Below are 22,632 nucleotides of genomic sequence, written 5' to 3'. Positions count from 1 at the left end.
ACCGCCGGCGGCCGGGAACGACGCGATCGGGTGGGTCGGTGCGGGCCGCACAACGGCGTCCCGTACAGCCCCCGCCGGGACGCACCGAGCTGCTGGGCGATGCCCCACCTCACACTATTCAGGGCACGGAATCGGACGTACGGTGAGGCAGGCGGAGCGGGAGTCGGGAGAGGGGCGCGGACCATGCGGGACGCAGTGATCGTGGAGGCCGTCCGGACACCGGTCGGCAAGCGCAACGGCGGTCTGTCCGGGGTGCACCCGGTCAACCTGTCCGCGCACGTGCTGAACTCGGTGGCCGAGCGCTCGGGCGTCGACCCGGCGCTGGTCGACGACGTCATCTGGGGCTGCGTGTCCCAGACCGGTGAGCAGACGATGGACATCGCCCGCACGGCCGTGCTGGCCGCGGGCTGGCCGGAGACCGTGACCGGCGTGAGCATCGACCGCCAGTGCGGGTCGAGCCAGCAGTCGGTGCACTTCGCCGCGGCCGGGCTGATCGCCGGGCAGTACGACGTGGTCGTCGCGGGCGGGGTGGAGTCGATGAGCCGGGTGCCGATGGGCTCGACCCGCCGGGAGGGCCAGAACCCGCTCGGCGACCGGTACCTGGCCCGTTACGGCGGGGTGTTCCCGAACCAGGGTGTCGGGGCGGAGATGATCGCCGAGCAGTGGGGCTTCTCCCGCACCCAGGTCGACGAGTTCTCGGTGGGCTCGCACGAGAAGGCCGCGGCCGCGCAGCAGGAGGGCCGCTTCGACGCCCAGATCGCCCCGGTGACGCTGGACGACGGCACGGTGATCAGCAAGGACGAGGGCATCCGGCCCGGTAGCTCGGTGGAGACGCTGGCGAACCTGAAGACGGTGTTCAAGCCCGAGGGTGGGGTGATCACCGCGGGCAACTCCTCGCAGATCTCCGACGGCTCGGCGGCGTTGTTGATGATGACCTCGGAGAAGGCCGCGGAGCTGGGTCTGACGCCGATCGCGCGGGTGCACACGGCGGTGCTGGCCGGGGCGGATCCGGTGATCATGTTGACGGCGCCGATCCCGGCGACGCAGAAGGCGTTGGCGAAGTCGGGGCTCTCGATCGACGAGATCGGGGCGTTCGAGGTCAACGAGGCGTTCGCGCCGGTGCCGCTGGCGTGGTTGGCCGACATCGGGGCCGATCGCAAGGCGCTCAACCCGAACGGCGGGGCGATCGCGCTGGGTCACCCGTTGGGCGGGTCGGGTGCGCGGATCATGACGACGTTGGTGCACCACATGCGCGACAACGGGATCCGGTACGGGCTGCAGACGATGTGCGAGGGCGGCGGCCAGGCCAACGCCACCATCCTCGAGCTGCTCTGACCCTCCCCGTCGAGGGGTGGAGAGGGGACCGGGCGCGGCACCGATGCCGCGGCCGGCGGGACCGAGTGCGGAGAAGGGCTGGCAGCGTGGTCAGGACGAGGTTCACCGAGGAGTTCGGGGTCCGCTACCCCCTGGTGCAGGGCGGGATGCAGTGGGTGGGGCGGGCGCCGCTGGTGGCCGCGGTGGCCAACGCGGGCGCGCTCGGCTTCCTCACCGCGCTCACCCAGCCCACCCCCGACGAGCTGCGCGCCGAGATCGCCCGCTGCCGCGAGCTGACCGACCAGCCCTTCGGCGTCAACCTCACCATCCTGCCGACGATCAACCCGCCGCCCTACGCCGAGTACCGACAGGCGATCATCGACTCGGGCGTGCGGATCGTCGAGACGGCGGGCTCCAACCCCGCCGAGCACCTCCAGCACTTCCACGCGCACGGCATCAAGGTCATCCACAAGTGCACGAGCGTGCGGCACGCGGTCAAGGCGCAGTCGCTCGGCGTGGACGCGGTGAGCATCGACGGCTTCGAGTGCGCCGGGCACCCCGGTGAGGACGACATCCCCGGCCTGGTGCTGATCCCGGCGGCCGCCGACCGGATCACCGTGCCGATGCTGGCCTCCGGCGGGTTCGCCGACGGCCGCGGCCTGGTCGCCGCGCTCGCACTGGGCGCCGACGGCATCAGCATGGGCACCCGGTGGATGGCCACCGTCGAGTCCGGCATCCACGAGAAGGTCAAGCAGCGCCTCGTCGAGGCCGAGGAGCGCGACACCCAGCTGATCTTCCGCCAGCTGCGCAACACCGCCCGCGTCGCCGACAACGAGGTCAGCCGCGAGGTGGTGCGCCGGCTCAACGAGGGAGCCGCCTTCGAGGAGGTCCGCGACCTCGTCGCCGGGGCGCGCGGGGTGAAGGTCTACGAGACCGGTGACGTCGAGCACGGCATCTGGTCGGCGGGCATGGTGCAGACCCTGATCCGCGACATCCCGACCTGCGCCGAGCTGGTCGAGCGGATCATCGGGGAGGCCGGCGCGGTCATCCGGGAGCGGCTGGCCTCCGCGCTGGAACCAGCGGCGCCGGTCGGGGCATGATCGAGCGGCTGACCGGGCCCGTCCGCACGGGCCCCATTACCGCACGAACCGAACGAGGAGAGAACGCATGACCACTGCGACGAGCCGCGTCGCCATCGTCACCGGGGGCGCGCGCGGGATCGGGGCCGCGACCGCTCTGCGGCTGGCCGCCGACGGGCTGGCCGTCGGCGTGCTGGACCTGGACGAGGCCGGGGCCAAGGGCACCGCCGAGCAGATCACCGCGAACGGCGGCAAGGCGCTCGCCGTCGCCGCCGACGTGTCCGACGCCGACGCGGTGCAGGCCGCGGTCGAGCGCGTGGCCGCCGAGCTGGGCGCACCCACCGTGCTGGTCAACAACGCCGGCGTCACCCGCGACAACATGCTGTTCAAGATGACCGACGCCGACTGGGACACGGTCATGGGCGTGCACCTCAAGGGCGCGTTCCTGCTCTCCCGCGCGGTGCAGAAGTACATGGTGGAGGCGAAGTTCGGCCGGATCGTGAGCCTGTCGAGCGTCTCGGCGCTGGGCAACCGCGGCCAGGCCAACTACTCCACGGCCAAGGCCGGTCTGCAGGGCCTGACCAAGACCCTGGCCATCGAGCTCGGCAAGTTCGGCGTCACCGCCAACGCCATCGCCCCCGGCTTCATCCAGACCGAGATGACCAAGGCGACCGCCGAGCGGGTGGGCGTGCCGTTCGAGGCGTTCATCGAGGGCGCGGCCAAGACCATCCCGGTCGGGCGGGTCGGCCAGCCGGAGGACATCGCCGCACTGGTGTCGTACCTGGTCTCCGAGGAGTCCGGGTTCGTGTCCGGGCAGGTCATCTACGCCGCCGGCGGACCGAAGGCCTGACGTGGGGGAGTCGCCGACCGGTGCGGGACCGGACTACGAGCAGATCGTCCTCGACGTCGCCGACGGCGTCGCGACCCTGACGCTGAACCGGCCCGACCGGCTCAACGCGTTCACGGGTCGGATGGCCGGTGAGATCATCGACGCCTTCGACCGGACCGACGCCGACGACCGGGTCCGGGCGATCGTGATCACCGGTGCGGGTCGGGGCTTCTGCGCGGGCGCGGACCTCTCCGGCGGCGGCTCCACCTTCGACTACCCCGAGGACGCCCCGCGCCGCGACGGCGGCGGCCTGGTGTCGCTGCGGGTCTACGCCTCGCTCAAGCCGGTGATCGTGGCGTTCAACGGCCCGGCGGTCGGCGTGGGCGTCACCATGACCCTGCCCGCCGACGTGCGGCTGGCCTCCACCGCGGCCCGCTTCGGGTTCGTCTTCGCCCGCCGCGGGATCGTGCCCGAGGCCGCGTCGAGCTGGTTCCTGCCGCGCCTGGTCGGGATCAGCCGGGCGCTGGAGTGGGCCACGACCGGCCGCGTGTTCGACGCCCAGGAGGCGCTGGCGGGTGGGCTGGTGCGCTCCCTGCACGAGCCCGACGAGCTGCTGCCCGCGGCGCACGCGCTCGCCCGGGAGATCGCCGACAACACCGCGCCGGTGTCGGTCGCGCTCACCCGGCACATGATGTGGAAGATGCTCGGCGCCGACGGCCCGATGGCCGCCCACGAGCTCGACTCGCGGGCGGTGGAGGCCCGCGGCAAGTCCGAGGACGCCGAGGAGGGGGTCACCTCCTTCCTGGAGAAGCGCCAGCCGCGCTACCCGAACCGGGTGTCCACCGACATGCCCGACTTCTTCCCCTGGTGGCGCGAGGAGGAGTTCACCCCGGTCGAGGGCCCGAGATCGCGGTGAGCGAGCGCGTCCTGCTCGTGGCGGACGTCGGGGCGGTGCGGGTGCTCACCCTCAACCGCCCCGGCGCCCGCAACGCGCTCAGCGGCGAGCTCATCAGCGCCCTGTACGCGGCGCTGCTCGCCGCCGACGACGCCCCGGACGTCCGGGCCGTGGTGCTGACCGGCACCGACCCGGCGTTCTGCGCCGGGGTCGACCTCAAGCAGGCCGCCGCCGAGGGCGCCGCCTACTTCGCGCGCTACCGCCGCGAGGACTGCATCGGCCAGGTCGGGCGGATGCGCAAGCCGGTGGTCGGGGCGATCAACGGGGCCGCCTTCACCGGCGGCCTGGAAGTGGCGCTGGGCTGCGACTTCCTGGTCGCCTCCGAGCGGGCGGTGTTCGCCGACACCCACGCCAGGGTGGGCGTGCTGCCCGGCGGCGGGATGACCGCCCGGCTGCCCGCGCTGGTGGGCCAGGGCTGGGCGCGGCGGATGTCGATGACCGGCGACCCGGTCCCGGCCGAGCTGGCCGCGCGGATCGGCCTGGTCACCGAGGTCGTGGCGCACGAGGAGGTGCGCGCGCGGGCGGTCGCGCTGGCCGCTGCGGCGGCCGAGGTGCCCGGCGAGGTCATGGCGCCGATCAAGCGGATGTACGTGGAGGGCGGTGGGGTGGGCGCGGCGCTGGAGGTCGAGCGCGGCATCGCCGGCGCGCACACCACCGACGTGGCGGGCCTGGAGGCCCGCAGGCTCGCGGTGCTGGCCCGCAACCGCAGCCGGATCGCGGAGGGGACGCAGTGAGGACGCCACCGACGACGACACCGACGACGCCACCCCCGACGGTGGAGGAGGTGGTCGGGGTCTCCCGGCCGAGCCCGGAGGTGCGCCGCATCGAGCTGCGCCGCCCCGAGCGGCTCAACGCGATGAACGACGAGCTCGTGCGGCAGCTGCACGAGGCACTGGCCGACGCCGAGCGCGACCCGCGCTGCCGGGTCGTGGTGCTCACCGGCGCCGGGCGCGGGTTCTGCGCGGGCCTGGACCTCAACGGCTACGGCGACCCGCCCAACGCCGCCGTCGACCCCGGCCGGATCCACCGCACGCTGGGCACCCAGCGCGACATCGCCGCGCTCGTGCAGCGCATCCGGCGGATGCCGCAGGTGGTCGTCGCCCAGGTCAACGGCCCGGCCGCGGGTGGGGGGCTGGCCCTGGTGTGCGCGGCGGACGTGCGCATCGCGGCCGCGGAGGCCATCTTCGCCTCGTCGTTCATCCGGATCGGGGTGACCGGCTGCGACATCGGCGTGTCCTGGATGCTGCCGCGGCTGGTCGGGGCCGGGCGGGCGCACGAGCTGATGCTCACCGCCCGCCGGTTCGACGCCGCGGAGGCGCTGCGCATCGGGCTGCTCGCCGACGTGGTGCCCGGCGCGGAGCTGGCCACCCGCGTCGACCGCACGGTCGCGGACCTGCTGGCCGCGCCGCCGCTGTCGCTGGCGCTGACCAAGCAGGGCATGTGGCTGTCGCTGGAGATCCCCTCGTTCGACGCCGCGGTCGAGATGGAGAACCGCCAGCAGGTGCTGACCAGCGCCACCGCCGACGCCGCCGAGGCGATGGCCAGCTACCGCGGGCGCAGCGCGCCCACCTACCACCACCGCTGACCCGGCCCTACCTCTCGATGCCGGCCCGCTCGCAGGCGTCGAGCAGCTCCGGGGTGCACACGGTGCCCAGCTCCAGCTCCCCGGTGTCGATGAGCGCCGAGCGCAGGTTGGCGGCCGTGACGATCGTCGGCTCGTAGAGCTCGGTCGGGGTGCCGAACAGCATCTCCCCGGCCCGCGGCTCACCACCGTTGACGATCTGCACCGCCGTCGCGGCCGCGCCCTCGGCCACCATCTTGATCGGCTTGGAGATGGTGTTGAACTGCTGGCCCTGCAGGATGCGCTGGGCCGCGGCCAGCTCGGAGTCGTTGCCGGTGATCGGCGGGACGGGGCTGACCCCGGCCGCCCGGAACGCCGCCGCCGCGCCGCCCGCCGTGCCGTCGTTGCCGGCGATCACGCCGATGATCTGCGGCCCGAACCGGTCGATCTGCTCGCGCACCCACGCCTCGGCCTTGTCGGGGTCCCAACCGGGGGTGTCGTAGCTGGCCAGCACGGGGATCGCGCTGTCCTCCAGCGCCGCGGCGATGCCCTGCTGGACCAGGTCGGCCGCCGCGTCCTCGGGGGCGCCGTTGACCTGGAGCAGCCCGCCGCCCGCCGGTGCGCCCTCCAGCCGGTCGAGCAGCGACTCGGTGATCAGCCTGCCGATGGCCTCGTTGTCGTAGGAGATGTAGCGGTCGGCAGGCTCGTCGACGATCGGGCGGTCGTAGGCGACCACCTTGGTGCCGCGGTCGTGGGCCTGGCGGACGATGTCGGCGGCGACCGCGGGGTCCACCGCGGAGATGACCAGCACGCCCGCGCCCCGGTCCAGCGCGGCCATGGCCTGCTCCCGCTGCTTGTCCGCGCTGGCCTCGGCGTTGCTGTAGATGACGTCGCAGCGCACGCACAGGTTGTCGACCCGGCTCTGGAAGAGCGGGTAGTCGTAGCGCTCGTAGCGGGTGGAGGCCTGGTCGGGCATCAGGAAGGCGATGATCGGGCTGTCGGCGGCCAGGGCGGCGGCCGCGTCGGGTGTCGGCGCGGCCTGGCTGCACGCGGCGAGCGAGACGGCCAGCGCGACCGCGGCGATGCCGCGGCGACCGGCCGGGCGGGGAGCGTCCCAGCTCATGATTCCTCCAGACGTCCGCGCGGTTTCGCGTGGGCGCGGCGCCGTGCCAGGTTAATTGCCCCCGCACACTCCGCTACTGGCGGGTTGGCGTCACACCCGAAGGTGTGAACGGCCGCGCCCTCTGTACCACGCTCGGCCTATCGCGATGCGACGCTGAGTCGTCGGTGCGAGCTGTTTGGATGAGGCCATGGTTCACCGACCGGGCCCCGAGCCCGTCCCCGCGCCCCGGCTCGCCGCGCTCGACGGGCTCGACGACTGGCGCTACCTGCTCGACTCGATCCAGGCCACGTTCACCGCGGCCGACTACGCCGCCGCGGCCGCGCTCGTCGCCGCCGTGGCCGGGGCGGCCGAGGCCGCCGACCACCACCCCGACGTCGACCTCCGCTACCCGGGCACCGTCCGCGTGGTGCTGACGACGCACGCCACCGGCTCCGTCACCACCGCGGACGTCGACCTGGCCCGCACGGTCTCCGCCCTCGCCGCCGCGGCCGGAGCGGTCGCGCGCCCGGAGCGGGCCGCCGCGACCGAGCTGGCCATCGACGCCATGGACGTCGCCGCCGTGCGGCCGTTCTGGGCCGCCGTGCTGGGCTACCGCGACGTCGACGGCTACCTGGTCGACCCGCTCGGGCGCGGGCCCGCGGTGTGGTTCCAGCAGATGGACGCCCCGCGCCCGCAGCGCAACCGCATCCACGTCGACGTCGTCGTGGCCCACGACGTCGCCGAGGGCAGGGTCGCCGCCGCGCTGGCCGCGGGCGGCACCCTGGTGTCGGACGCGCGGGCGAGGGCGTGGTGGGTGCTGGCCGACGCGGAGGGCAACGAGGCGTGCGTCAGCACGTGGCAGGACCGCGACTGAGCTGCGGATCCCGGCGCCGTTCGGGGTTAGAGTGTCCTTTTCCCGGAGGCAGCGGGAACCGAGGCGGAGGAGCCCCATGACCCACACCGATCCGCGACCGCCGCTGGCCGGTCGCACCGCGCTGGTCACCGGGGGGTCGCGCGGGGTCGGCGCGGCGATCGCCCGGCGCCTGGCCGCCGACGGGGCGGTCGTCGCGGTCAACTACCGCCGCGACGCCGACGCCGCGGAGCGCACCGTCGGGGAGATCGGTGCGGCTGGCGGCACCGCGCGGGCCTACCGGGCGCCGGTCGACGACCCGGACGCCGTGCTCGCGATGCTCGACGCGGTCAGGGCCGACCTCGGCCCGGTCGACCTGCTGGTCAGCAACGCCGGCACGGCCAGTCGCGGGCAGCGCATCGCCGACACCGAGGACGCGGAGTACCTGCGGCTGCTGCGGGTGCACGTGCTCGGCCCGCTGACCGTGCTCCGCGCACTGCTGCCGCAGCTGCGCGCGGCGCCCCGGGCCGACGTCGTGGTCATCTCCAGCACGATCCTCGACGGCCTGAGCGCGGGCGGCGCGCCCTACTCGATGGCCAAGGCCGCGTTGGAGGCCGCGGCGCGCACGCTGGCCATCGAGGAGCGCGAGCACGGGGTCCGGGTGAACATCGTGGCCCCCGGGCTGGTGGCCACGGACATGGGCGAGCGGCTCGTCGCCGCGACGTCCGGCACCACCATCGGGCGGCTCGACGAGGTGTACCCGTTCGGCCGGGTCGCCCGGCCGGAGGACGTGGCCGGGGTGGTGGCCTTCCTGGCCTCGTCCGACGCCTCCTACCTCACCGCGCAGCGGATCAGGGTCGACGGCGGGGGACCGCCCCGCCGCTGAGCGGCCCTGTCCCGAGGCCGGATCCCGCCGTACCCTGCGTCTTGAGCGATCGCTCAAAACGGGGGGCGGGCATGGGCCTGTACATCGAGACGCGCATCCGCGCCGACGTCGAGCTGATCTGGCGGCGCACCCAGGACCCGGCCGCGCACCAGCGCTGGGACCTGCGCTTCACCCACATCGAGCCGCTGGCGTCCGGGCCGGGGGAGCCGCGCCGGTTCCGCTACGCGGTGCGCGTCCTGCCGGGGCTGACCGTCTCCGGCACCGGCGTCAACGCCGGCGAGCGCCACCGGCCCGACGGCACCCGCACGTCCGCGTTGCGGTTCGCCTCCGCCCACCCGCTCTCGCTCATCGCCGAGGGCAGCGGTTACTGGCGCTACGTGCCCGATGCCGGCGGCGTGCGCTTCCTGACCGGCTACGACTACACCCCGCGCTGGGGCCGGGTCGGCCGGCTGGTCGACCGGGTCGCCTTCCGACCGCTGATGGGGTGGGGCACGGCGTGGTCGTTCGACCGGCTGCGGCTGTGGTGCGAGCGCGGGATCACCCCGCGCCGCTGCCTGCGCAACGCCCTGCTGGACGTCGGGTGGCGGGTGGGCGCCGCGGCGGCCGCGCTGCGGGCGGGCCCGGCGCTCGCGCTGGCCGTCGGGCTGGCCGTCGCCGCGGTCCCCGCGGCGCCGACGCGGCCCTCCGCCCGCCGGTGCCTGCGCCGCCCACCGGGCCCGGTGGCCGCGCCCGAGATCCTCGGGCGGCTGGCGGCGGTCCGATGACCTCGATCTTCCGCCGGGCCATGGGCGCGGAGTTCGACCGGCTGCACCCGCGGCTGCGCGAGCGGTTCTCGGTGGGCCTGGACACCGGGCTGGCCTGCATCGGGCGCGGCGTCATGGACCGGGTCTGGCACGGCGGCGGGTGGGTGCGCCCGTTCCTGGCCCTGGGCGCCACCCGCAACATCCTGCTGCCGCGCCAGGGCCGCGACCTGCCGTTCGTGATCGAGAACGTGCCCTACGCCGACCGCTCCGGGCGCGAGACGGTCACCTTCGTGCGGACGTTCGCCTTCCCCGCCGGCCCGGAGCGCTTCGACGCCACCATGGTCTACAGCCCCGAGCGCGGCGGCATCGTCGACTACCTCGGCACCCACCAGCACCTGGCCACCGACCTGCTGCTGTCCGCCGACGCCGGGGGCGCGCTGGTCATCCGCTCGGTCGGGCACCGGTTCCGGGAGGGCCCGGTCAGCGCGCGGGTACCGGGGTGGCTGGGCGGCGACGCGCTGGTGCGCGAGTCGTTCGACGACGACGCCGGCGTCTTCCGGATCCGGGTCTCGGTCACCAACCGCCGGTTCGGGCCGCTGTTCGGCTACCGCGGCAGCTTCACCGCGGAGTACGTCGACGCCGCCGAGCTCGGCGTGCGTGCGGGGCTGCGCCCGGTCCGGGAGGACGCCGGGGGATGATCGCCGGGCGATGAGCGGGGGAACGCGGGAGAAGCTGCTCGACGGCGCGCTGGCGACGCTGGTCGAGCGCGGCATCGCGGGCACGTCGGCCCGCGCGGTCGCCGCCGCGGCCGGGGTCAACCAGGCGCTGGTCTTCTACCACTTCGGCACCCTCGACGAGCTGCTGGCCGCGGCCTGCCGGCGGGGCGCCGAGCAGCGCGTCGCGGTCTACCGCGACCGGCTCGACGCGGTGCGCGACGTCGGCGGCCTGCTCGCGCTGGCCCGCGAGCTGCGCACGGCCGAGCGCGCGGGCGGGCACGTCACCGCGCTGGCCCAGCTGCTGGCCGGGGCCCAGTCCCAGCCCCGCCTCGCGCCCGCGGTGGCCGCGGGCCTCGGGCTCTGGACCGCCGAGCTGGAGCGGGTGCTGGCCCGCGTCCTGCGCGAGGGCCCGCTGGCCGGGCTGGTCGACGTGGCGGGGCTGGCGACGGCGGTCGTGGCCTCGTTCGTCGGGCTGCAGCTGCACGAGGGCGCCGACCCGGAGGGCGCCGAGCGCGCGTTCGCGGCCCTGGAGCAGCTCGGTGACGTCCTCGTCGCGGTCGACGAGCTCGGGCCGGTGGCCCGCCGGGTCGTGCGGGCCCGGCTGCGGGGCAGCGGGCCGGAGCGGGCCTGACGGCCCTGGCGTCAGCGGGCGCCGCCGTCCCGGCCGGTGAGCCGGCGCAGCAGCGCACCCAGGCGCGAGGGCCGGGTGCGCGCGACGCGCATCAGCCAGGGGGTCCAGACCAGCACCGCCTCGGTGTAGGTCTCGTCGCCGGGGACGGACACGCAGAGCACCGGCGCCGCCGGGTCGCGGACCCAGGCCCGCCCGCCCCACACCGCCTCCAGCACGTCGCGCACGCGGTCGCGGGGGACGTCGAGCGCGACGCCGTCGACGGTGACCACCACGTCGTCGCGGTCGCCGACCTCGACGGCGATGGGGGGCACCCCGGAGACCTCCAGGAACGCCTCGTGGCTGAAGAATGCCGCGTCGGCGGCGGGGGTGGGGCCGTCCATGCCGGCCCGCGTGACGTCGTCGCCGATGTCCTCGTCGACCTCGACGCGGCGGCCGTGGCGGGCGGCCGTCGACCGCACGAGCTCGATGACCGCCTGCGTGGAGGGCGGGGGGACCGGCGGCACACCCGCAGCGTGCCACCGCCGCGGCGGTGGCGACCGGCCCCGTCGGATCGGTGGTGTGACAAGGGCCACAGCCATCGGGAAGTCGACCGGCCGGTGACTACGGACGGTGGCGATACTGCGGGGAGTGCGCGGTCGACGGCCCGCGGACGCGATCACCGCGCCCGGCGCGGGCTGCCCGGACCGCCCCGCCGCTCCATGATCGTCGGTGACGATCGGTGACGACGGGGCCAGGACGGGCGGGGGCCGCAAACCGCCTGGTGACGTCGGGAAACGCGGATCTTGGGCTTCTGAATCGGTTCCTGTACCAGACCCGGTGGAGTGACCCCGAGGCGGGTGCCAACCGCAGGGTGAACGTCCTTGTCCTCCGGGTCACGGCAGGGCGAACATCCAGGTGAGCCGGACGGCGGGAGTCGTCACGGTGAGCAGTCGATGCAGTCGCCCGAGCACGAGGAGGCCCACGATGGTCGAGCAGGATTTCTCCGGCGACTACGGATACGACCTGGCCGACGAGGTCCGGACCATGGTGCCGTCGATCACCGACCGCCTCCGCCGGACGCCGGTCACCGGTATCCGCGGCACCGCCATGGACCCCGGCGCCGACGGCGACTTCGGCTACGACATGGCCCACGAGTCCTGACCGCGCTCCCGGCCGGGCCGGGACCCCGGGCGGAAGTGTGGCGCAGTCCCTTGTGAGGTAACCCTTCCCTGGAGCATGCACGAACGTGCATGCTTGCCGGGGACGACGGGAGCGCGCGATGGGACACGGCCACGGCCACTCGGCCGAGAACGACCGTCGGCGGCTGTCGATCGCGCTGGGCGTCACCCTGGTCACGGCGGTGGTGGGGGCCGGGGGCGCGGCGCTGGCCGGGTCACTGGCCCTGCTGGCCGACCTCGGGCACCTGCTCACCGACGCCGCGGCCCTGGCCGCGGCGCTGGTGGCCTCGGTGCTGGCCGCCCGCCCCGGCACGCCGCGGCGCACCTACGGGTTCGGTCGGGTCGAGGTGCTCGTCGCCGGCGTCAACGCCCTGGCGCTGGTCGTCGTCGTGGCGTGGGTGGCCGTCGAGGGCGTGCGGCGCCTGGTCGAACCGGCCGAGGTGCCCGGCATGCCGCTGCTCGTGGTCGGCGTGCTGGGTCTGATCGGCAACGCCGTCTCGCTCGTCGTGCTGGCCGGCGGCGACCGGGCGAACATGAACATGCGCGGCGCGATGCTGCACGTCCTGGGCGACGCGCTCGGGTCGGTCGGGGTCGTCGTGGCCGCCGTCGTGCTGCTGGCCACCGGCTGGCCCTACGCCGACACGGTGGCCTCGCTGGCGATCGTCGCGCTGATCCTGCCGCGGGCCGTCGGCCTGCTGCGCGAGGTCGGGCACGTGCTGCTGGAGGGGGCCCCGCGCGGCATCGACGTCGCCGAGGTCCGCACGGCGCTGTGCGCGGTGCCGGGCGTCGCCGACATCCACGACCTGCACGTCTGGGCGATCAACGACCGCTCCCCGTCGGTGTCGGCGCACCTGGTCGTCGATCCGGTCGTCGCGCGCCCCGGGTGCGGCGACGGGTCCGTGCTCGACCGGGCGGCCGACGTGCTGCGCGAGCGGTTCGGGCTCGCCCACTCGACCCTGCAGGTCGAGCACCACGCGCACAGCCACCACGAGGACCACTGCCGCTGACCTGCGTGCCCGTCCCGCCGCTGCGGCGTTGACCTGAATCCGCGTCGAGGTCCTAGCGTCCCTGCGGACCCCGACGGCCGGGGCGGAAGGGGGATCGGGGATGCGCGATCAGGACGCCGGCACCCGCCCGGTCGCGGTGCTGGGCACCGGCGCGATGGGCTCGGCGCTCGCCGGGGCGCTGCTGCGGGCCGGGCGCGGGCGCGGCGCTGGCCCGGATCGCCGAGCTGGTGCGCCGCCGGGCCGCCGTAGGGCCGAACGAGGGATTCACCGGGGCGATCGCGGCCCCGCTGTCTGCTTCGGGCGAAACCGGTTTGCGCTAATGAGTACATACTCATTAACTTCGCGGGCGTGGACAGCGGGACCAGGACCGGGCGGGCATCGCGGATGCCGCCCGCCGAGCGGCGGGCGGCGATCGTGGCGGCCACCCTGCCGCTGGTGCTGAGCCACGGCGCCGCGGTCAGCACCCGCCAGATCGCCGAGGCGGCCGGGATCGCCGAGGGCACGATCTTCCGCGTCTTCCCCGACAAGGAGGCCCTGATGTGCGCGGTCACCGCGGCCGCGTTCGACCCCGCCCCGAGCCTGCGCAGGCTGGCCGGCATCGACCGGGCGCTGCCGCTGCGCGAGCGCCTGGTCGCCGCCGCGGCCATCCTGCAGGAAGGGGTGTCCGGGGCCATCGCGCTGATCGACGCGCTCGGCCTGACCGGCCCGCCCCCGCAGCGCGACGGCCGGCAGGCGCGCGGCGGCCACACCGGTCGCAACGACGCGTTCCGGGCCGCCGTGGTCGACCTCATCGGCGCCGACGCGCACCGGCTCACCGTGCCCGCCGCCCACTTCGCGCACGTGCTGAACCTGCTCGTCTTCTCCGGGACCCACCCCAAGATGACCGACGGCCGCCCGCTGGCGCCCGCCGAGGTGGTGGGGATCCTCCTGGACGGGACCCTCCGCCCCGGATCGCGGGAGCCCGACCCGCACCACCACCACACCGCCCCGGAAGAACTGGACGACTGACGATGCTCCTGCGCCTGTTGCGCACCCACCTGCGCCGCTACCGGGGCCCGCTGTGGGTGGTGGTCGCGCTCCAGTTGGTCGCCACCATGGCCATGCTCTACCTGCCCGGCCTCAACGCCGACATCATCGACCAGGGCATCGCCCGCGGCGACACCGACTACATCATGAGCACCGGCGGCTGGATGCTGCTGGTGACGCTCGTCCAGATCGCCTGCTCGATCGGCGCGGTCTACCACGGCTCGCGCATCGCCATGGGCGTGGGCCGCGACCTGCGGGCCGCGGTGTTCCACCGGGTCTCCGGGTTCTCCGCCCGCGAGGTCAACCGGTTCGGCGCCCCGTCGCTGATCACCCGCACCACCAACGACGTCCAGCAGGTGCAGATGCTGGTGGTCATGGGCGCGACCATGATGGTCACCGCCCCGATCATGTGCGTCGGCGGCGTCGTCATGGCCCTGAACGAGGACGTCGGGCTGTCCTGGCTGGTCGCCGTGTGCGTGCCGGTGCTGCTGGTCTCGATCGGGCTGGTCGTCATCCGGATGGTCCCCCGGTTCCGGGAGATGCAGGACCGCATCGACGCGGTCAACCGCATCCTGCGCGAGCAGATCACCGGCGTCCGGGTGGTCCGCGCGTTCGTCCGGGAGCCGGTGGAGGTCCGCCGCTTCGACCGCGCCAACCGGGAGCTCACCGACGTCGCCACCGCGGCGGGCCGGCTGTTCGCGCTGATCTTCCCGATCGTCATGCTGGTGCTCAACGTCTCCACCGTGGCGGTGCTGTGGTTCGGCGCCCAGCGCATCGACGCCGGCCTGATGCAGATCGGCGCGTTGACGGCCTTCCTCACCTACCTGGTGCAGATCCTCATGGCGGTCATGATGGCCACCCTGATGTCGACGATGATCCCGCGCGCCGCGGTGTGCGCCGACCGCATCGCCGAGGTCCTCGACACCGAGTCGTCGGTGGCCGAGCCGCGCGCCCCGGTCGTCCCCGCCGACCGCACCGGCGTGCTCGTCTTCGACCGCGTCGGCTTCCACTACCCCGGAGCCGACGCCCCCGTGCTGCGCGAGGTCAGCCTGACCGCGGGTCCGGGCACCACCACCGCGGTCATCGGCAGCACCGGCGCGGGCAAGACCACCCTGCTGTCGATGGTGCCGCGCCTGTTCGACGTCACCGAGGGCTCGGTCGCCGTCGACGGGACCGACGTGCGCGAGCTCGACCTCGAGGAGCTGTGGTCGCGCATCGGGCTGGTCCCGCAGCGGCCGTTCCTGTTCTCCGGCACGGTGGCGAGCAACCTGCGCCAGGGCCGGCCCGAGGCCACCGACGCCGAGCTGTGGGAGGCGCTGGAGATCGCCCAGGGCGCCGACTTCGTGCGGGCCATGGCCGAGGGCCTGGACTCGCCGATCTCGCAGGGCGGCACCAACGTCTCCGGCGGCCAGCGCCAGCGGCTGGCCATCGCCCGCGCCCTGGTCAAGCGCCCGGAGATCTACCTGTTCGACGACTCGTTCTCCGCGCTCGACCTGGCCACCGACGCCCGGCTGCGGGCCGCGCTGCGCCCGGTGACCGCCGGGGCGACCGTCGTGATCGTGGCCCAGCGGGTGTCCACGATCGTCGACGCCGACCAGATCGTCGTGCTGGAGGACGGCGCCGTCGTCGGCGTCGGGACCCACGAGCAGCTGCTGCGCGACTGCCCCACCTACATCGAGATCGTCGAGTCCCAGCTCGGCGTGGAGGCCGCGGCATGAGCACCGGGACCAGCGCGGCGACCGGCGCGGAGCCGGAGACCGACGGGGCGGGCGGCGGCGCGACCAACGAGACCGCCCGCAAGATGCGCGAGGCCCGTGGCGGCAACGGCGGCCCGCCGTGGGCGGGCATGGGCCAGCCGACGGAGAAGCCGTCGAACTTCGGGCCCTCGGTCAGGCGGCTGGCCACCCGGCTGCTGCCCGAGCGGCTCGGCGTGATCATGACCATCGCCCTGGGCGTGGTCAGCGTGGCGCTCAACGTGATCGGCCCGCTGATCCTCGGCCACGCCACCGACCTGATCTTCTCCGGCGTCATCGGCAAGCAGTTGCCCGCCGGGCAGAGCACCCAGGAGGCCGCCGACGCCGCCCGCGCCGCGGGCCAGGACGCGGTGGCCAACCTGATCGTGGCCCAGGACGTCGTCCCCGGCCTGGGCATCGACTTCACCGCGGTCGCCTGGGTGCTGGCCGGGGTCATCGCGATCTACCTCGGCGCGTCGCTGTTCCAGTGGCTGCAGGGCTACCTGCTCAACGGCATCGTCCAGCGCACCGTCTACGCCCTGCGCCGGGAGGTCGAGGACAAGCTCAACCGGCTGCCGCTGACCTACGTCGACGGGCAGCGCCGCGGCGAGATCCTCAGCCGGGTCACCAACGACATCGACAACATCTCCACCAGCCTGCAGCAGACCATGAGCCAGCTGCTCACCTCGGTGCTGACCGTGGTCGGCGTGCTGGCCATGATGCTGGTCGTCTCCCCGCTGCTGACGGTCATCGCGCTGGTGACCATCCCGCTGTCGCTGTGGCTGACCCAGGGCATCGGCAAGCGCTCCCAGCGCCACTTCGTGGCCCAGTGGCGCCACACCGGCGCGCTCAACGGCCAGATCGAGGAGGCCTTCACCGGCCACGAGCTGGTCCGCGTGTACGGCAGGCGCCGCGCCGTGGAGGCCGACTTCGCCCGGGAGAACGAGAAGCTCTACGAGGCGGGCTTCCGGGCGCAGTTCATCTCCGGGACGATCATGCCGTCGATGATGTTCATCGGGAACCTGAACTACGTGGCCGTCGCGGTGATCGGCGGCCTGCGGATCGCCTCCGGTGCGATGACCCTGGGCGACGTTCAGGCGTTCATCCAGTACTCGCGCCAGTTCACCCAGCCGCTCACCCAGGCCGCCTCGGTGGCCGCGGTGCTGCAGTCCGGGGTGGCCTCGGCCGAGCGGGTGTTCGAGCTGCTCGACGCGCAGGAGCAGCGGCCCGACCCGGCCGAGCCCGCGGTGCGCACCGAGCGCCGCGGCCGGGTCGCCTTCGAGCACGTCGACTTCCGCTACACGCCCGACGCCCCCCTGATCGAGGACCTCTCCCTGGTCGCCGAACCCGGTCAGACCGTGGCGATCGTCGGACCCACCGGTGCCGGCAAGACCACGCTGGTCAACCTGGTGCTGCGGTTCTACGAGCTCGACGGCGGCCGGATCACCCTCGACGGCGTCGACATCGCCGAGATGGCCCGCGCCGACCTGCGCGCCGGGATCGGCATGGTCCTGCAGGACACCTGGCTGTTCGGCGGCACCATCCGCGACAACATCCGCTACGGCAACCCCGACGCCACCGAGGAGCAGCTGCTCGACGCGGCCCGCGCCACCTACGTCGACCGCTTCGTGCGCAGCCTGCCCGACGGCTACGACACCGTCATCGACGAGGAGGGCAGCAACGTCAGCGCGGGGGAGAAGCAGCTGATCACGATCGCCCGGGCGTTCCTGGCGAACCCGTCGCTGCTGATCCTGGACGAGGCCACCAGCTCGGTCGACACCCGCACCGAGGTGCTGGTGCAGCGGGCGATGGCCGCCCTGCGCTCCGACCGGACCAGCTTCGTCATCGCCCACCGGCTCTCCACCGTCCGCGACGCCGACCTCATCCTGGTGATGGAGAGCGGGCGGATCGTCGAGCAGGGCGACCACGACCAGCTGCTGGCCGCCCGGGGCGCCTACCACCGCCTCTACAACGCCCAGTTCGAGGCGGCCGCCACGGAGGTGAGCTGACGGGGGCCGGCCCCTACCGCCACGTCGGCCCCGGGGGCACCGCGCGCACCGGTTGGTCGCCGCGCGCATGTCATGACGCGTGTGCGGTGGCCAGTAGGTGTGCGCGGTGGTGCGGAAGACGTGGATCTCCACGTCCCCACCCCACCCGGGAGACAATGACCCGGTGCCCGCCACTGACGCCGCCCCCGAAGGCCCGCTGACCGGCCTGCTGGTCGTCGGCATCGAGCAGGCGGTGGCGGCGCCGCTGGCCACCCGCCACCTCGCCGACCTGGGCGCCCGGGTGATCAAGGTCGAGCGGCCGGGCGGGGACTTCGCGCGCGGATACGACCGCACCGTGCACGGGTTGTCCAGCCACTTCGTCTGGCTCAACCGCGGCAAGGAGAGCGTGGAGCTGGACCTGAAGTCGGCCGAGGGCGCCGCCACCCTGGAGCGCCTGCTCGCCCGTGCCGACGTCGTCGTGCAGAACCTCGCGCCCGCGGCCGCGCAGCGCCTCGGTGTCGACGCCGCCGCGCTGGTCGGGCGGTTCCCCGAGCTGGTGGCCTGCGACATCTCCGGGTACGGGTCCGGTGGGCCCTACTCCGACCGCAAGGCATACGACCTGCTGATCCAGTGCGAGGCGGGGCTGGTCTCGGTGACCGGCACCCCGGACGAGCCGGTGAAGGCCGGGATCTCGGTCGCCGACATCGCGGCCGGGATGTACGCCTACTCCGGGGTGCTGGCCGCGCTGCACCAGCGCAGGCGCACCGGGCGCGGCCAGGCGCTGGAGGTGTCCATGCTGGAGGCGCTGGGCGAGTGGATGGGCTATCCGTACTTCTTCGCCCGCTACGGCGGGACCGCCCCGGCGCGGGCCGGGGCCAGCCACTCGACGATCGCCCCGTACGGGCCGGTGCCGGTGGGCAGCGGCGAGACGGTGAACCTCGGCCTGCAGAACGAGCGGGAGTGGGAGCGGTTCTGCGCGGTGGTGCTGCGCCGCCCCGAACTGGCCGACGACCCCCGCTTCGCCGGCAACGCCGCCCGGGTCGCCCACCGCGCCGAGCTGGACGCGCAGATCGCCGCCGTGTTCGCCGGGCTCGACCTGGCCGAGGTCGAGCGCAGGCTGGAGACCGCGGGCATCGCCCACGCCCGGCAGCGCGACATGGCCGAGTTCGCCGAGCACCCCCAGCTGGTCGCCCGCGACCGCTGGCGGGAGGTGGCGACCGAGGCCGGACCGGTGCGGGCGCTGCTGCCACCGGTCACCGCGCCGTGGTCGGCGGGGATGGGCGCGGTCCCCGCGTCGGGCGAACACACGGCGGCGGTGCTGGCCTGGCTCGCGGCGGACCCCGCAGAAGGGTCAGGCGCGGCACCCGCTCCCGGTGGGCCGGGGCGCACGATGGGGACGGCCGGCGACGGCGCCGGGCGGAACGGACGGAGTCACGCGTGATCGACGAGCTGCAGCGGTTCGGGATGCTGATCGGCGGGCGGGCCGTCGACGCGATCTCCGGGGCCACCTTCGAGTCCCAGAACCCCTACACCGGCCGACCGTGGGCGCTCATCCCCGACGGCGGGCCGCCCGACGTCGACGCGGCCGTCGCCGCCGCGCGCGCGGCGCTCGACGGCGAGTGGGGCGCGACCACCGGGTTCGCCCGGGCCGCGCTCATCCGCCGGCTGGCCGAGCTGATCACCGAGAACGCGGAGCGGCTGGCCCGGCTGGAGGTCAACGACTCGGGCAAGCTCTACCGGGAGATGATCGGCCAGCTCGGCGGGCTCGGCGGCTGGTACCACTACTACGCCGGGCTGGCCGACAAGCTCGAGGGCCGCCAGATCCCCTCGCCCAACCCGGACTACCTCGTCTACACCCGCCGCGAGCCGGTCGGCGTGGTCGCCGCGATCACCCCGTGGAACTCCCCGCTGCTGCTGATGAGCTGGAAGCTGGCGCCCGCGCTGGCCGCGGGCTGCACCGTGGTGATCAAGCCGTCCGAGCACGCCCCGGCCTCCACCCTCGGGTTCGCCGAGCTGATCGCGCGGGCGGGGTTCCCCGCGGGCGTGGTCAACGTGGTCACCGGCCGCTCCCGGGAGACCGGCGCCGCACTCGCCGCCCACCCGGGCGTCGACAAGGTCGCCTTCACCGGCTCGACGGCCACCGGGCGCGCCGTCGCCCGCGCCGCGGCGGAGAACCTCAACCCGGTGACCCTGGAGCTGGGCGGCAAGTCCGCGCAGGTGGTGTTCCCCGACGCCGACCTGGCCGCGGCGGCCAACGGCGTCGTCGCCGGGGTGTTCGCCGCGACCGGGCAGACCTGCATGGCGGGCTCCCGGCTGATCGTGCACGCCGACGTGCACGACGAGCTGGTGCGCCTGGTCGCCGAGCGCGCCGCCCGGATCAGGTTGGGCGACCCGAACGACCCGGAGACCGAGATGGGGCCGGTCGCGAACGGCCCGCAGTACGAGAAGGTGCTCGGCTACCTGCGGACCGCCGCGGAGGAGGGGGCCACCGTTGCCTACGGCGGTGCCGCCGACGACGGCCTGGGCGGCTACTTCGTCAAGCCCACCGTGCTCACCGGTGTCGGGCCGGAGTCGACGGTGGTGCGCGAGGAGGTCTTCGGCCCGGTGCTGTCGGCCTACACCTTCACCGACGAGGACGAGGCCGTGAAGCTGGCGAACGACACCCCCTACGGGCTGGCGGGGGCGGTGTGGACCAAGGACGTGCACCGCGCCCACCGGGTGGCCGCCCGCATCCGATCCGGCACCGTGTGGATCAACGCGTACCGGGTGGTGGCGCCCGGGGTGCCGTTCGGCGGCGTCGGGCAGTCCGGGATCGGCCGGGAGAACGGGATCGAGGCGGTCGACGCCTACACCCGGACCAAGTCCGTCTGGGTGGAGCTGTCGGGCGGCACCCGCGACCCGTTCACGCTGGGCTAGCGTCCGCGCCGATGACCACGAGCCCGCTGGCCGCGGCCGTCGAGGGCTGGGCGCCCGCCCCGACGACGACCACCGACGTACTGGCGCCCCGGCCGGCGGCCGCCTTCTCCGCCCTGCTCGACCTGCCCGCCCCGGCGGCCGGGCCGGGCGACCCGCTGCCGCCGCTGTGGCACTGGCTGCACTTCCTCGACCACCCCCGCCGCAGCGAGCTGGGCGAGGACGGGCACCCGGCCGACGGGCACTTCCTGCCGCCGCTGCCGCACCGGCGGCGCATGTTCGCCGGCGGTCGGCTGCGGGTCCGGGCGCCGATGCGCGTCGGCGACCGCGTCGAGTGCGGCTCGGAGCTGGTCTCCGTGCGGGCGAAGAGCGGTCGCTCCGGGGAGATGCTGTTCGTTACGCTGCGCCGCACGTTCTCCCGCGAGGGGCGGGTGCTCGCGGTCGAGGAGCAGGACATCGTCTACCGCAGCCAGGTCGCCGGCAGCGCCCGGCCCACCGCCCCGGCCGAGCCCGTGCCGCCGGGCCCGCCGGCGCGCTGGCGGATCGAGCTGCCGACCGACCCGGTGCTGCTGTTCGGGTTCTCCGCGCTCACCCACAACAGCCACCGCATCCACTACGACGCGCCCTACGCCCGCGGGGTCGAGGGCTATCCCGGTCTGGTGGTGCACGGTCCGCTGCTGGCCCTGCTCGCGCTGGAGCTCCCGCGCCGCGAGCTGCCCGGCGCGGCGCTCGCCGAGGTCGACTACCGGCTCGTGCGCCCGGCCTTCGCCGGGGCGCCGCTGGTGGCCACCGGGGACGTGGACGGGGAGCGCCTGACGCTGGTCGCGGGGAGCGCGGGCGTCGCGGAGTCGGTCACCGTGACCGCGCGCACGGCGTCCGGCTGAGCCCGCGCCGGGTCGGCGGGGCTGTCGCGTTCCCGTCGTCCCCGCCGGCGGCCCGCTCGTTCCCGGGGTCGGCGGGCCGGCGCTCTGGTACGTTCCGGCGGCTCCGCGCGCCCCGGCCCCGAGCCGGGCCACTCCGCCGGAAGCGGTCCCCGACGGCGCACCGACGGGGACGGCGGCGGGGTGCTGCGGGCCACCGGGCGTCGGCCCGTCTCGTCGGGGGGCGGGTCGGCGCCCGATCGTCAGGGCTTCGCCTGCCGCGCCGCCGTCCACGCCCGCGGTCGCTCCAGCCCGGCGGGCAGCGCCGTCGCCGCGTCGCCCCGTGCCGCCGCCACCTGGACCCGGGTCAGGAACAGCGCGCCGGACAGGTCCGCGCCGCGCACGTCGGCGTCGCGCAGGTCGGCGCCGGTGAGATCGGTGCCGGTGAGGTCGGCGCAGCGCAGGTCGACCGCCAGGAGCAGCGCGCCGCGCAGGCTCGCCGCGCGCAGGTCCGCGCCGCGCAGATCGGCCCCCAGCAGCTGCGCGCCGGACAGCTCGGCGCCCCGGCGGTCGTGGCGGGCCCGGCCGCGGCGGGCGTCGCGGGCCCGACCGGAGGTGTCGACGGCGCCGCGGGCCAGCGCGGCGGCCCTGCGCAGCGGCTCGACGGTCCGGCCGTGCACGGCGGCGAGGTCCAGCGCCGCCAGCCCGTCGGCGTCGAGGTCGGCCAGGGCGGCCAGCTCCTCGTCGGCCGCGGCCAGCTCCGCGCGCACCGCCGCGGCGGCGGGCAGACCCAGCGCGGTGACGACGTGCCAGCGCAGCTCGTGCAACCCGCGCAGCACGCCGAGCGCCGCGGACATGGCCCCGGCCAGCTCGGGGTGGGTGCGCCAGTCGGCCCCGGCGAACGTCACCCGGGTCGTGTGCTGGCCGGCGCCGAAGCAGTCGTAGGCCGTGCAGCCCCGGTAGCCGCGGTCGACGAGGCGCTCGTGGATGCCGCAGCGGAAGTCGGCGCCGAGGTGCCGGCAGGGCGTGCCGGCCGGCTTGTCCTCGGCGAAGTCGGCCGAGCGGGCGAAGCCGAGCACCGTGCAGCACAGCCCCGCGCAGCGGGCGCAGTCGCCGCGGAGCCGGTCGGGGGAGGCCGGCAGCAGGGGGAGCTCACGGGGCCCCGTCGATCCCGCTGTCGATCCCGCTGTCGATCCCACCGCCGTTCCCTCCGTCGGGGAGGCCGGGCTGTCCGGCCTCCCCCCCCGGAGCACAAGGCCGCCCCCCCGCCCGGCGCCGGGCC

At 74.8% G+C, this 22,632-nt stretch carries 22 protein-coding genes; 19 read left to right on the top strand and 3 right to left on the bottom strand.

What is annotated here, in order from left to right; translation table 11 throughout:
- The first annotated feature begins 183 nt into the window (after positions 1-183).
- The 6 genes from KDL28_RS01020 (at position 184) to KDL28_RS00995 (ending at position 5,762) form a co-directional block, all read left to right on the top strand.
- Positions 184-1,335: a thiolase family protein gene (locus tag KDL28_RS01020; RefSeq protein WP_252435216.1), complete on the top strand. Its 1,152-nt coding sequence runs from the start codon at positions 184-186 to the stop codon at positions 1,333-1,335.
- An 86-nt stretch (positions 1,336-1,421) separates the two neighbouring features.
- Positions 1,422-2,414, top strand: coding sequence for an NAD(P)H-dependent flavin oxidoreductase (locus KDL28_RS01015; RefSeq protein ID WP_308215903.1), 993 nt, complete (start codon positions 1,422-1,424; stop codon positions 2,412-2,414).
- Positions 2,415-2,481: 67 nt separating this feature from the next.
- Positions 2,482-3,243 carry a 3-oxoacyl-ACP reductase FabG gene (gene fabG / locus KDL28_RS01010; RefSeq protein ID WP_252435215.1) on the top strand — a complete coding sequence of 254 codons (762 nt, stop codon included), beginning with the start codon at positions 2,482-2,484 and terminating at the stop codon, positions 3,241-3,243.
- A 1-nt stretch (position 3,244) separates the two neighbouring features.
- Positions 3,245-4,138, top strand: a complete 894-nt coding sequence (locus KDL28_RS01005; protein WP_252435214.1) for a crotonase/enoyl-CoA hydratase family protein — start codon at positions 3,245-3,247, stop codon at positions 4,136-4,138.
- Positions 4,135-4,911: an enoyl-CoA hydratase gene (locus tag KDL28_RS01000; RefSeq protein WP_252435213.1), complete on the top strand. Its 777-nt coding sequence runs from the start codon at positions 4,135-4,137 to the stop codon at positions 4,909-4,911. Before KDL28_RS01005 ends, KDL28_RS01000 begins: the two co-directional genes overlap by 4 nt.
- Positions 4,908-5,762 (top strand): enoyl-CoA hydratase/isomerase family protein, encoded by an 855-nt coding sequence (locus KDL28_RS00995; protein WP_252435212.1) that lies wholly within the window; start codon positions 4,908-4,910, stop codon positions 5,760-5,762. The genes KDL28_RS01000 and KDL28_RS00995 overlap by 4 nt, the downstream gene beginning before the upstream one ends.
- A 7-nt stretch (positions 5,763-5,769) precedes the next feature.
- On the opposite strand, the gene KDL28_RS00990 is transcribed toward KDL28_RS00995, so the two are convergent.
- A complete protein-coding gene (locus KDL28_RS00990) occupies positions 5,770-6,861 on the bottom strand; it encodes a substrate-binding domain-containing protein (protein WP_252435211.1) in 1,092 nt (363 codons plus the stop codon).
- A gap of 187 nt (positions 6,862-7,048) precedes the next feature.
- Here KDL28_RS00990 and KDL28_RS00985 point away from each other — a divergent pair, with 187 nt between their 5' ends.
- From KDL28_RS00985 to KDL28_RS00965, 5 genes are all read left to right on the top strand, one after another.
- On the top strand, positions 7,049-7,714 hold the full coding sequence (locus KDL28_RS00985) for a 4a-hydroxytetrahydrobiopterin dehydratase family protein (RefSeq protein WP_252435210.1): 666 nt from the start codon (positions 7,049-7,051) through the stop codon (positions 7,712-7,714).
- 76 nt (positions 7,715-7,790) lie between these two features.
- Complete coding sequence (locus tag KDL28_RS00980) at positions 7,791-8,576, top strand: SDR family NAD(P)-dependent oxidoreductase (protein ID WP_252435209.1); 786 nt, start codon at positions 7,791-7,793, stop codon at positions 8,574-8,576.
- 71 nt (positions 8,577-8,647) lie between these two features.
- Complete coding sequence (locus KDL28_RS00975; protein ID WP_252435208.1) at positions 8,648-9,340, top strand: hypothetical protein; 693 nt, start codon at positions 8,648-8,650, stop codon at positions 9,338-9,340.
- The gene (locus KDL28_RS00970; protein ID WP_252435207.1) at positions 9,337-10,017 is read left to right on the top strand and encodes a DUF4166 domain-containing protein; all 681 of its coding nucleotides are present in this window, start codon (positions 9,337-9,339) and stop codon (positions 10,015-10,017) included. The genes KDL28_RS00975 and KDL28_RS00970 overlap by 4 nt, the downstream gene beginning before the upstream one ends.
- 10 nt (positions 10,018-10,027) lie before the next feature.
- Positions 10,028-10,666, top strand: a complete 639-nt coding sequence (locus KDL28_RS00965; protein WP_252435206.1) for a TetR/AcrR family transcriptional regulator — start codon at positions 10,028-10,030, stop codon at positions 10,664-10,666.
- Between the two features lie 11 nt (positions 10,667-10,677).
- On the opposite strand, the gene KDL28_RS00960 is transcribed toward KDL28_RS00965, so the two are convergent.
- Positions 10,678-11,169, bottom strand: coding sequence for a hypothetical protein (locus tag KDL28_RS00960; protein WP_252435205.1), 492 nt, complete (start codon positions 11,167-11,169; stop codon positions 10,678-10,680).
- A 460-nt stretch (positions 11,170-11,629) separates the two neighbouring features.
- Between KDL28_RS00960 and KDL28_RS00955 the strand changes: the two genes are divergently transcribed.
- The 8 genes from KDL28_RS00955 to KDL28_RS00920 all read left to right on the top strand — a co-directional run bounded on the left by KDL28_RS00955 (position 11,630) and on the right by KDL28_RS00920 (position 21,374).
- Positions 11,630-11,806, top strand: coding sequence for a hypothetical protein (locus tag KDL28_RS00955; RefSeq protein WP_252435204.1), 177 nt, complete (start codon positions 11,630-11,632; stop codon positions 11,804-11,806).
- A 118-nt stretch (positions 11,807-11,924) separates the two neighbouring features.
- Complete coding sequence (locus KDL28_RS00950; protein ID WP_252435203.1) at positions 11,925-12,830, top strand: cation diffusion facilitator family transporter; 906 nt, start codon at positions 11,925-11,927, stop codon at positions 12,828-12,830.
- A 348-nt stretch (positions 12,831-13,178) separates the two neighbouring features.
- Entirely contained in the window at positions 13,179-13,838 is a 660-nt protein-coding gene (locus tag KDL28_RS00945) for a TetR/AcrR family transcriptional regulator (RefSeq protein ID WP_252435202.1), read from the top strand.
- Positions 13,839-13,840: 2 nt separating this feature from the next.
- Entirely contained in the window at positions 13,841-15,574 is a 1,734-nt protein-coding gene (locus KDL28_RS00940; RefSeq protein WP_252435201.1) for an ABC transporter ATP-binding protein, read from the top strand.
- On the top strand, positions 15,571-17,598 hold the full coding sequence (locus tag KDL28_RS00935; protein ID WP_372496846.1) for an ABC transporter ATP-binding protein: 2,028 nt from the start codon (positions 15,571-15,573) through the stop codon (positions 17,596-17,598). The genes KDL28_RS00940 and KDL28_RS00935 overlap by 4 nt, the downstream gene beginning before the upstream one ends.
- 163 nt (positions 17,599-17,761) lie before the next feature.
- The gene (locus KDL28_RS00930) at positions 17,762-19,018 is read left to right on the top strand and encodes a CaiB/BaiF CoA transferase family protein (protein WP_252435200.1); all 1,257 of its coding nucleotides are present in this window, start codon (positions 17,762-17,764) and stop codon (positions 19,016-19,018) included.
- A gap of 23 nt (positions 19,019-19,041) precedes the next feature.
- Complete coding sequence (locus tag KDL28_RS00925; RefSeq protein WP_256500541.1) at positions 19,042-20,493, top strand: aldehyde dehydrogenase; 1,452 nt, start codon at positions 19,042-19,044, stop codon at positions 20,491-20,493.
- A gap of 11 nt (positions 20,494-20,504) precedes the next feature.
- Positions 20,505-21,374 (top strand): HTD2 family dehydratase, encoded by an 870-nt coding sequence (locus KDL28_RS00920; protein ID WP_252435199.1) that lies wholly within the window; start codon positions 20,505-20,507, stop codon positions 21,372-21,374.
- Between the two features lie 239 nt (positions 21,375-21,613).
- On the opposite strand, the gene KDL28_RS00915 is transcribed toward KDL28_RS00920, so the two are convergent.
- Entirely contained in the window at positions 21,614-22,549 is a 936-nt protein-coding gene (locus tag KDL28_RS00915) for a pentapeptide repeat-containing protein (protein WP_252435198.1), read from the bottom strand.
- Positions 22,550-22,632 lie beyond the last annotated feature (83 nt).

The organism is Pseudonocardia humida, assembly GCF_023898865.1.
Classification (GTDB): domain Bacteria; phylum Actinomycetota; class Actinomycetes; order Mycobacteriales; family Pseudonocardiaceae; genus Pseudonocardia; species Pseudonocardia humida.
Note: the sequence above shows the minus strand (reverse complement) of the source record. Positions and strands in the feature narration are given on the sequence as shown.

What these genes read in the sequence shown, in the direction of transcription:
- KDL28_RS01020 (WP_252435216.1), top strand. Translation starts at nt 184, where the DNA reads ATGCGGGACGCAGTGATCGTGGAGGCCGTCCGGACACCGGTCGGCAAG.
- fabG (WP_252435215.1), top strand. Translation starts at nt 2,482, where the DNA reads ATGACCACTGCGACGAGCCGCGTCGCCATCGTCACCGGGGGCGCGCGC.
- KDL28_RS00990 (WP_252435211.1), bottom strand. Translation starts at nt 6,861, where the DNA reads ATGAGCTGGGACGCTCCCCGCCCGGCCGGTCGCCGCGGCATCGCCGCG.
- KDL28_RS00985 (WP_252435210.1), top strand. Translation starts at nt 7,049, where the DNA reads ATGGTTCACCGACCGGGCCCCGAGCCCGTCCCCGCGCCCCGGCTCGCC.
- KDL28_RS00980 (WP_252435209.1), top strand. Translation starts at nt 7,791, where the DNA reads ATGACCCACACCGATCCGCGACCGCCGCTGGCCGGTCGCACCGCGCTG.
- KDL28_RS00975 (WP_252435208.1), top strand. Translation starts at nt 8,648, where the DNA reads ATGGGCCTGTACATCGAGACGCGCATCCGCGCCGACGTCGAGCTGATC.
- KDL28_RS00970 (WP_252435207.1), top strand. Translation starts at nt 9,337, where the DNA reads ATGACCTCGATCTTCCGCCGGGCCATGGGCGCGGAGTTCGACCGGCTG.
- KDL28_RS00965 (WP_252435206.1), top strand. Translation starts at nt 10,028, where the DNA reads ATGAGCGGGGGAACGCGGGAGAAGCTGCTCGACGGCGCGCTGGCGACG.
- KDL28_RS00955 (WP_252435204.1), top strand. Translation starts at nt 11,630, where the DNA reads ATGGTCGAGCAGGATTTCTCCGGCGACTACGGATACGACCTGGCCGAC.
- KDL28_RS00950 (WP_252435203.1), top strand. Translation starts at nt 11,925, where the DNA reads ATGGGACACGGCCACGGCCACTCGGCCGAGAACGACCGTCGGCGGCTG.
- KDL28_RS00940 (WP_252435201.1), top strand. Translation starts at nt 13,841, where the DNA reads ATGCTCCTGCGCCTGTTGCGCACCCACCTGCGCCGCTACCGGGGCCCG.
- KDL28_RS00935 (WP_372496846.1), top strand. Translation starts at nt 15,571, where the DNA reads ATGAGCACCGGGACCAGCGCGGCGACCGGCGCGGAGCCGGAGACCGAC.
- KDL28_RS00925 (WP_256500541.1), top strand. Translation starts at nt 19,042, where the DNA reads ATGCTGATCGGCGGGCGGGCCGTCGACGCGATCTCCGGGGCCACCTTC.
- KDL28_RS00920 (WP_252435199.1), top strand. Translation starts at nt 20,505, where the DNA reads ATGACCACGAGCCCGCTGGCCGCGGCCGTCGAGGGCTGGGCGCCCGCC.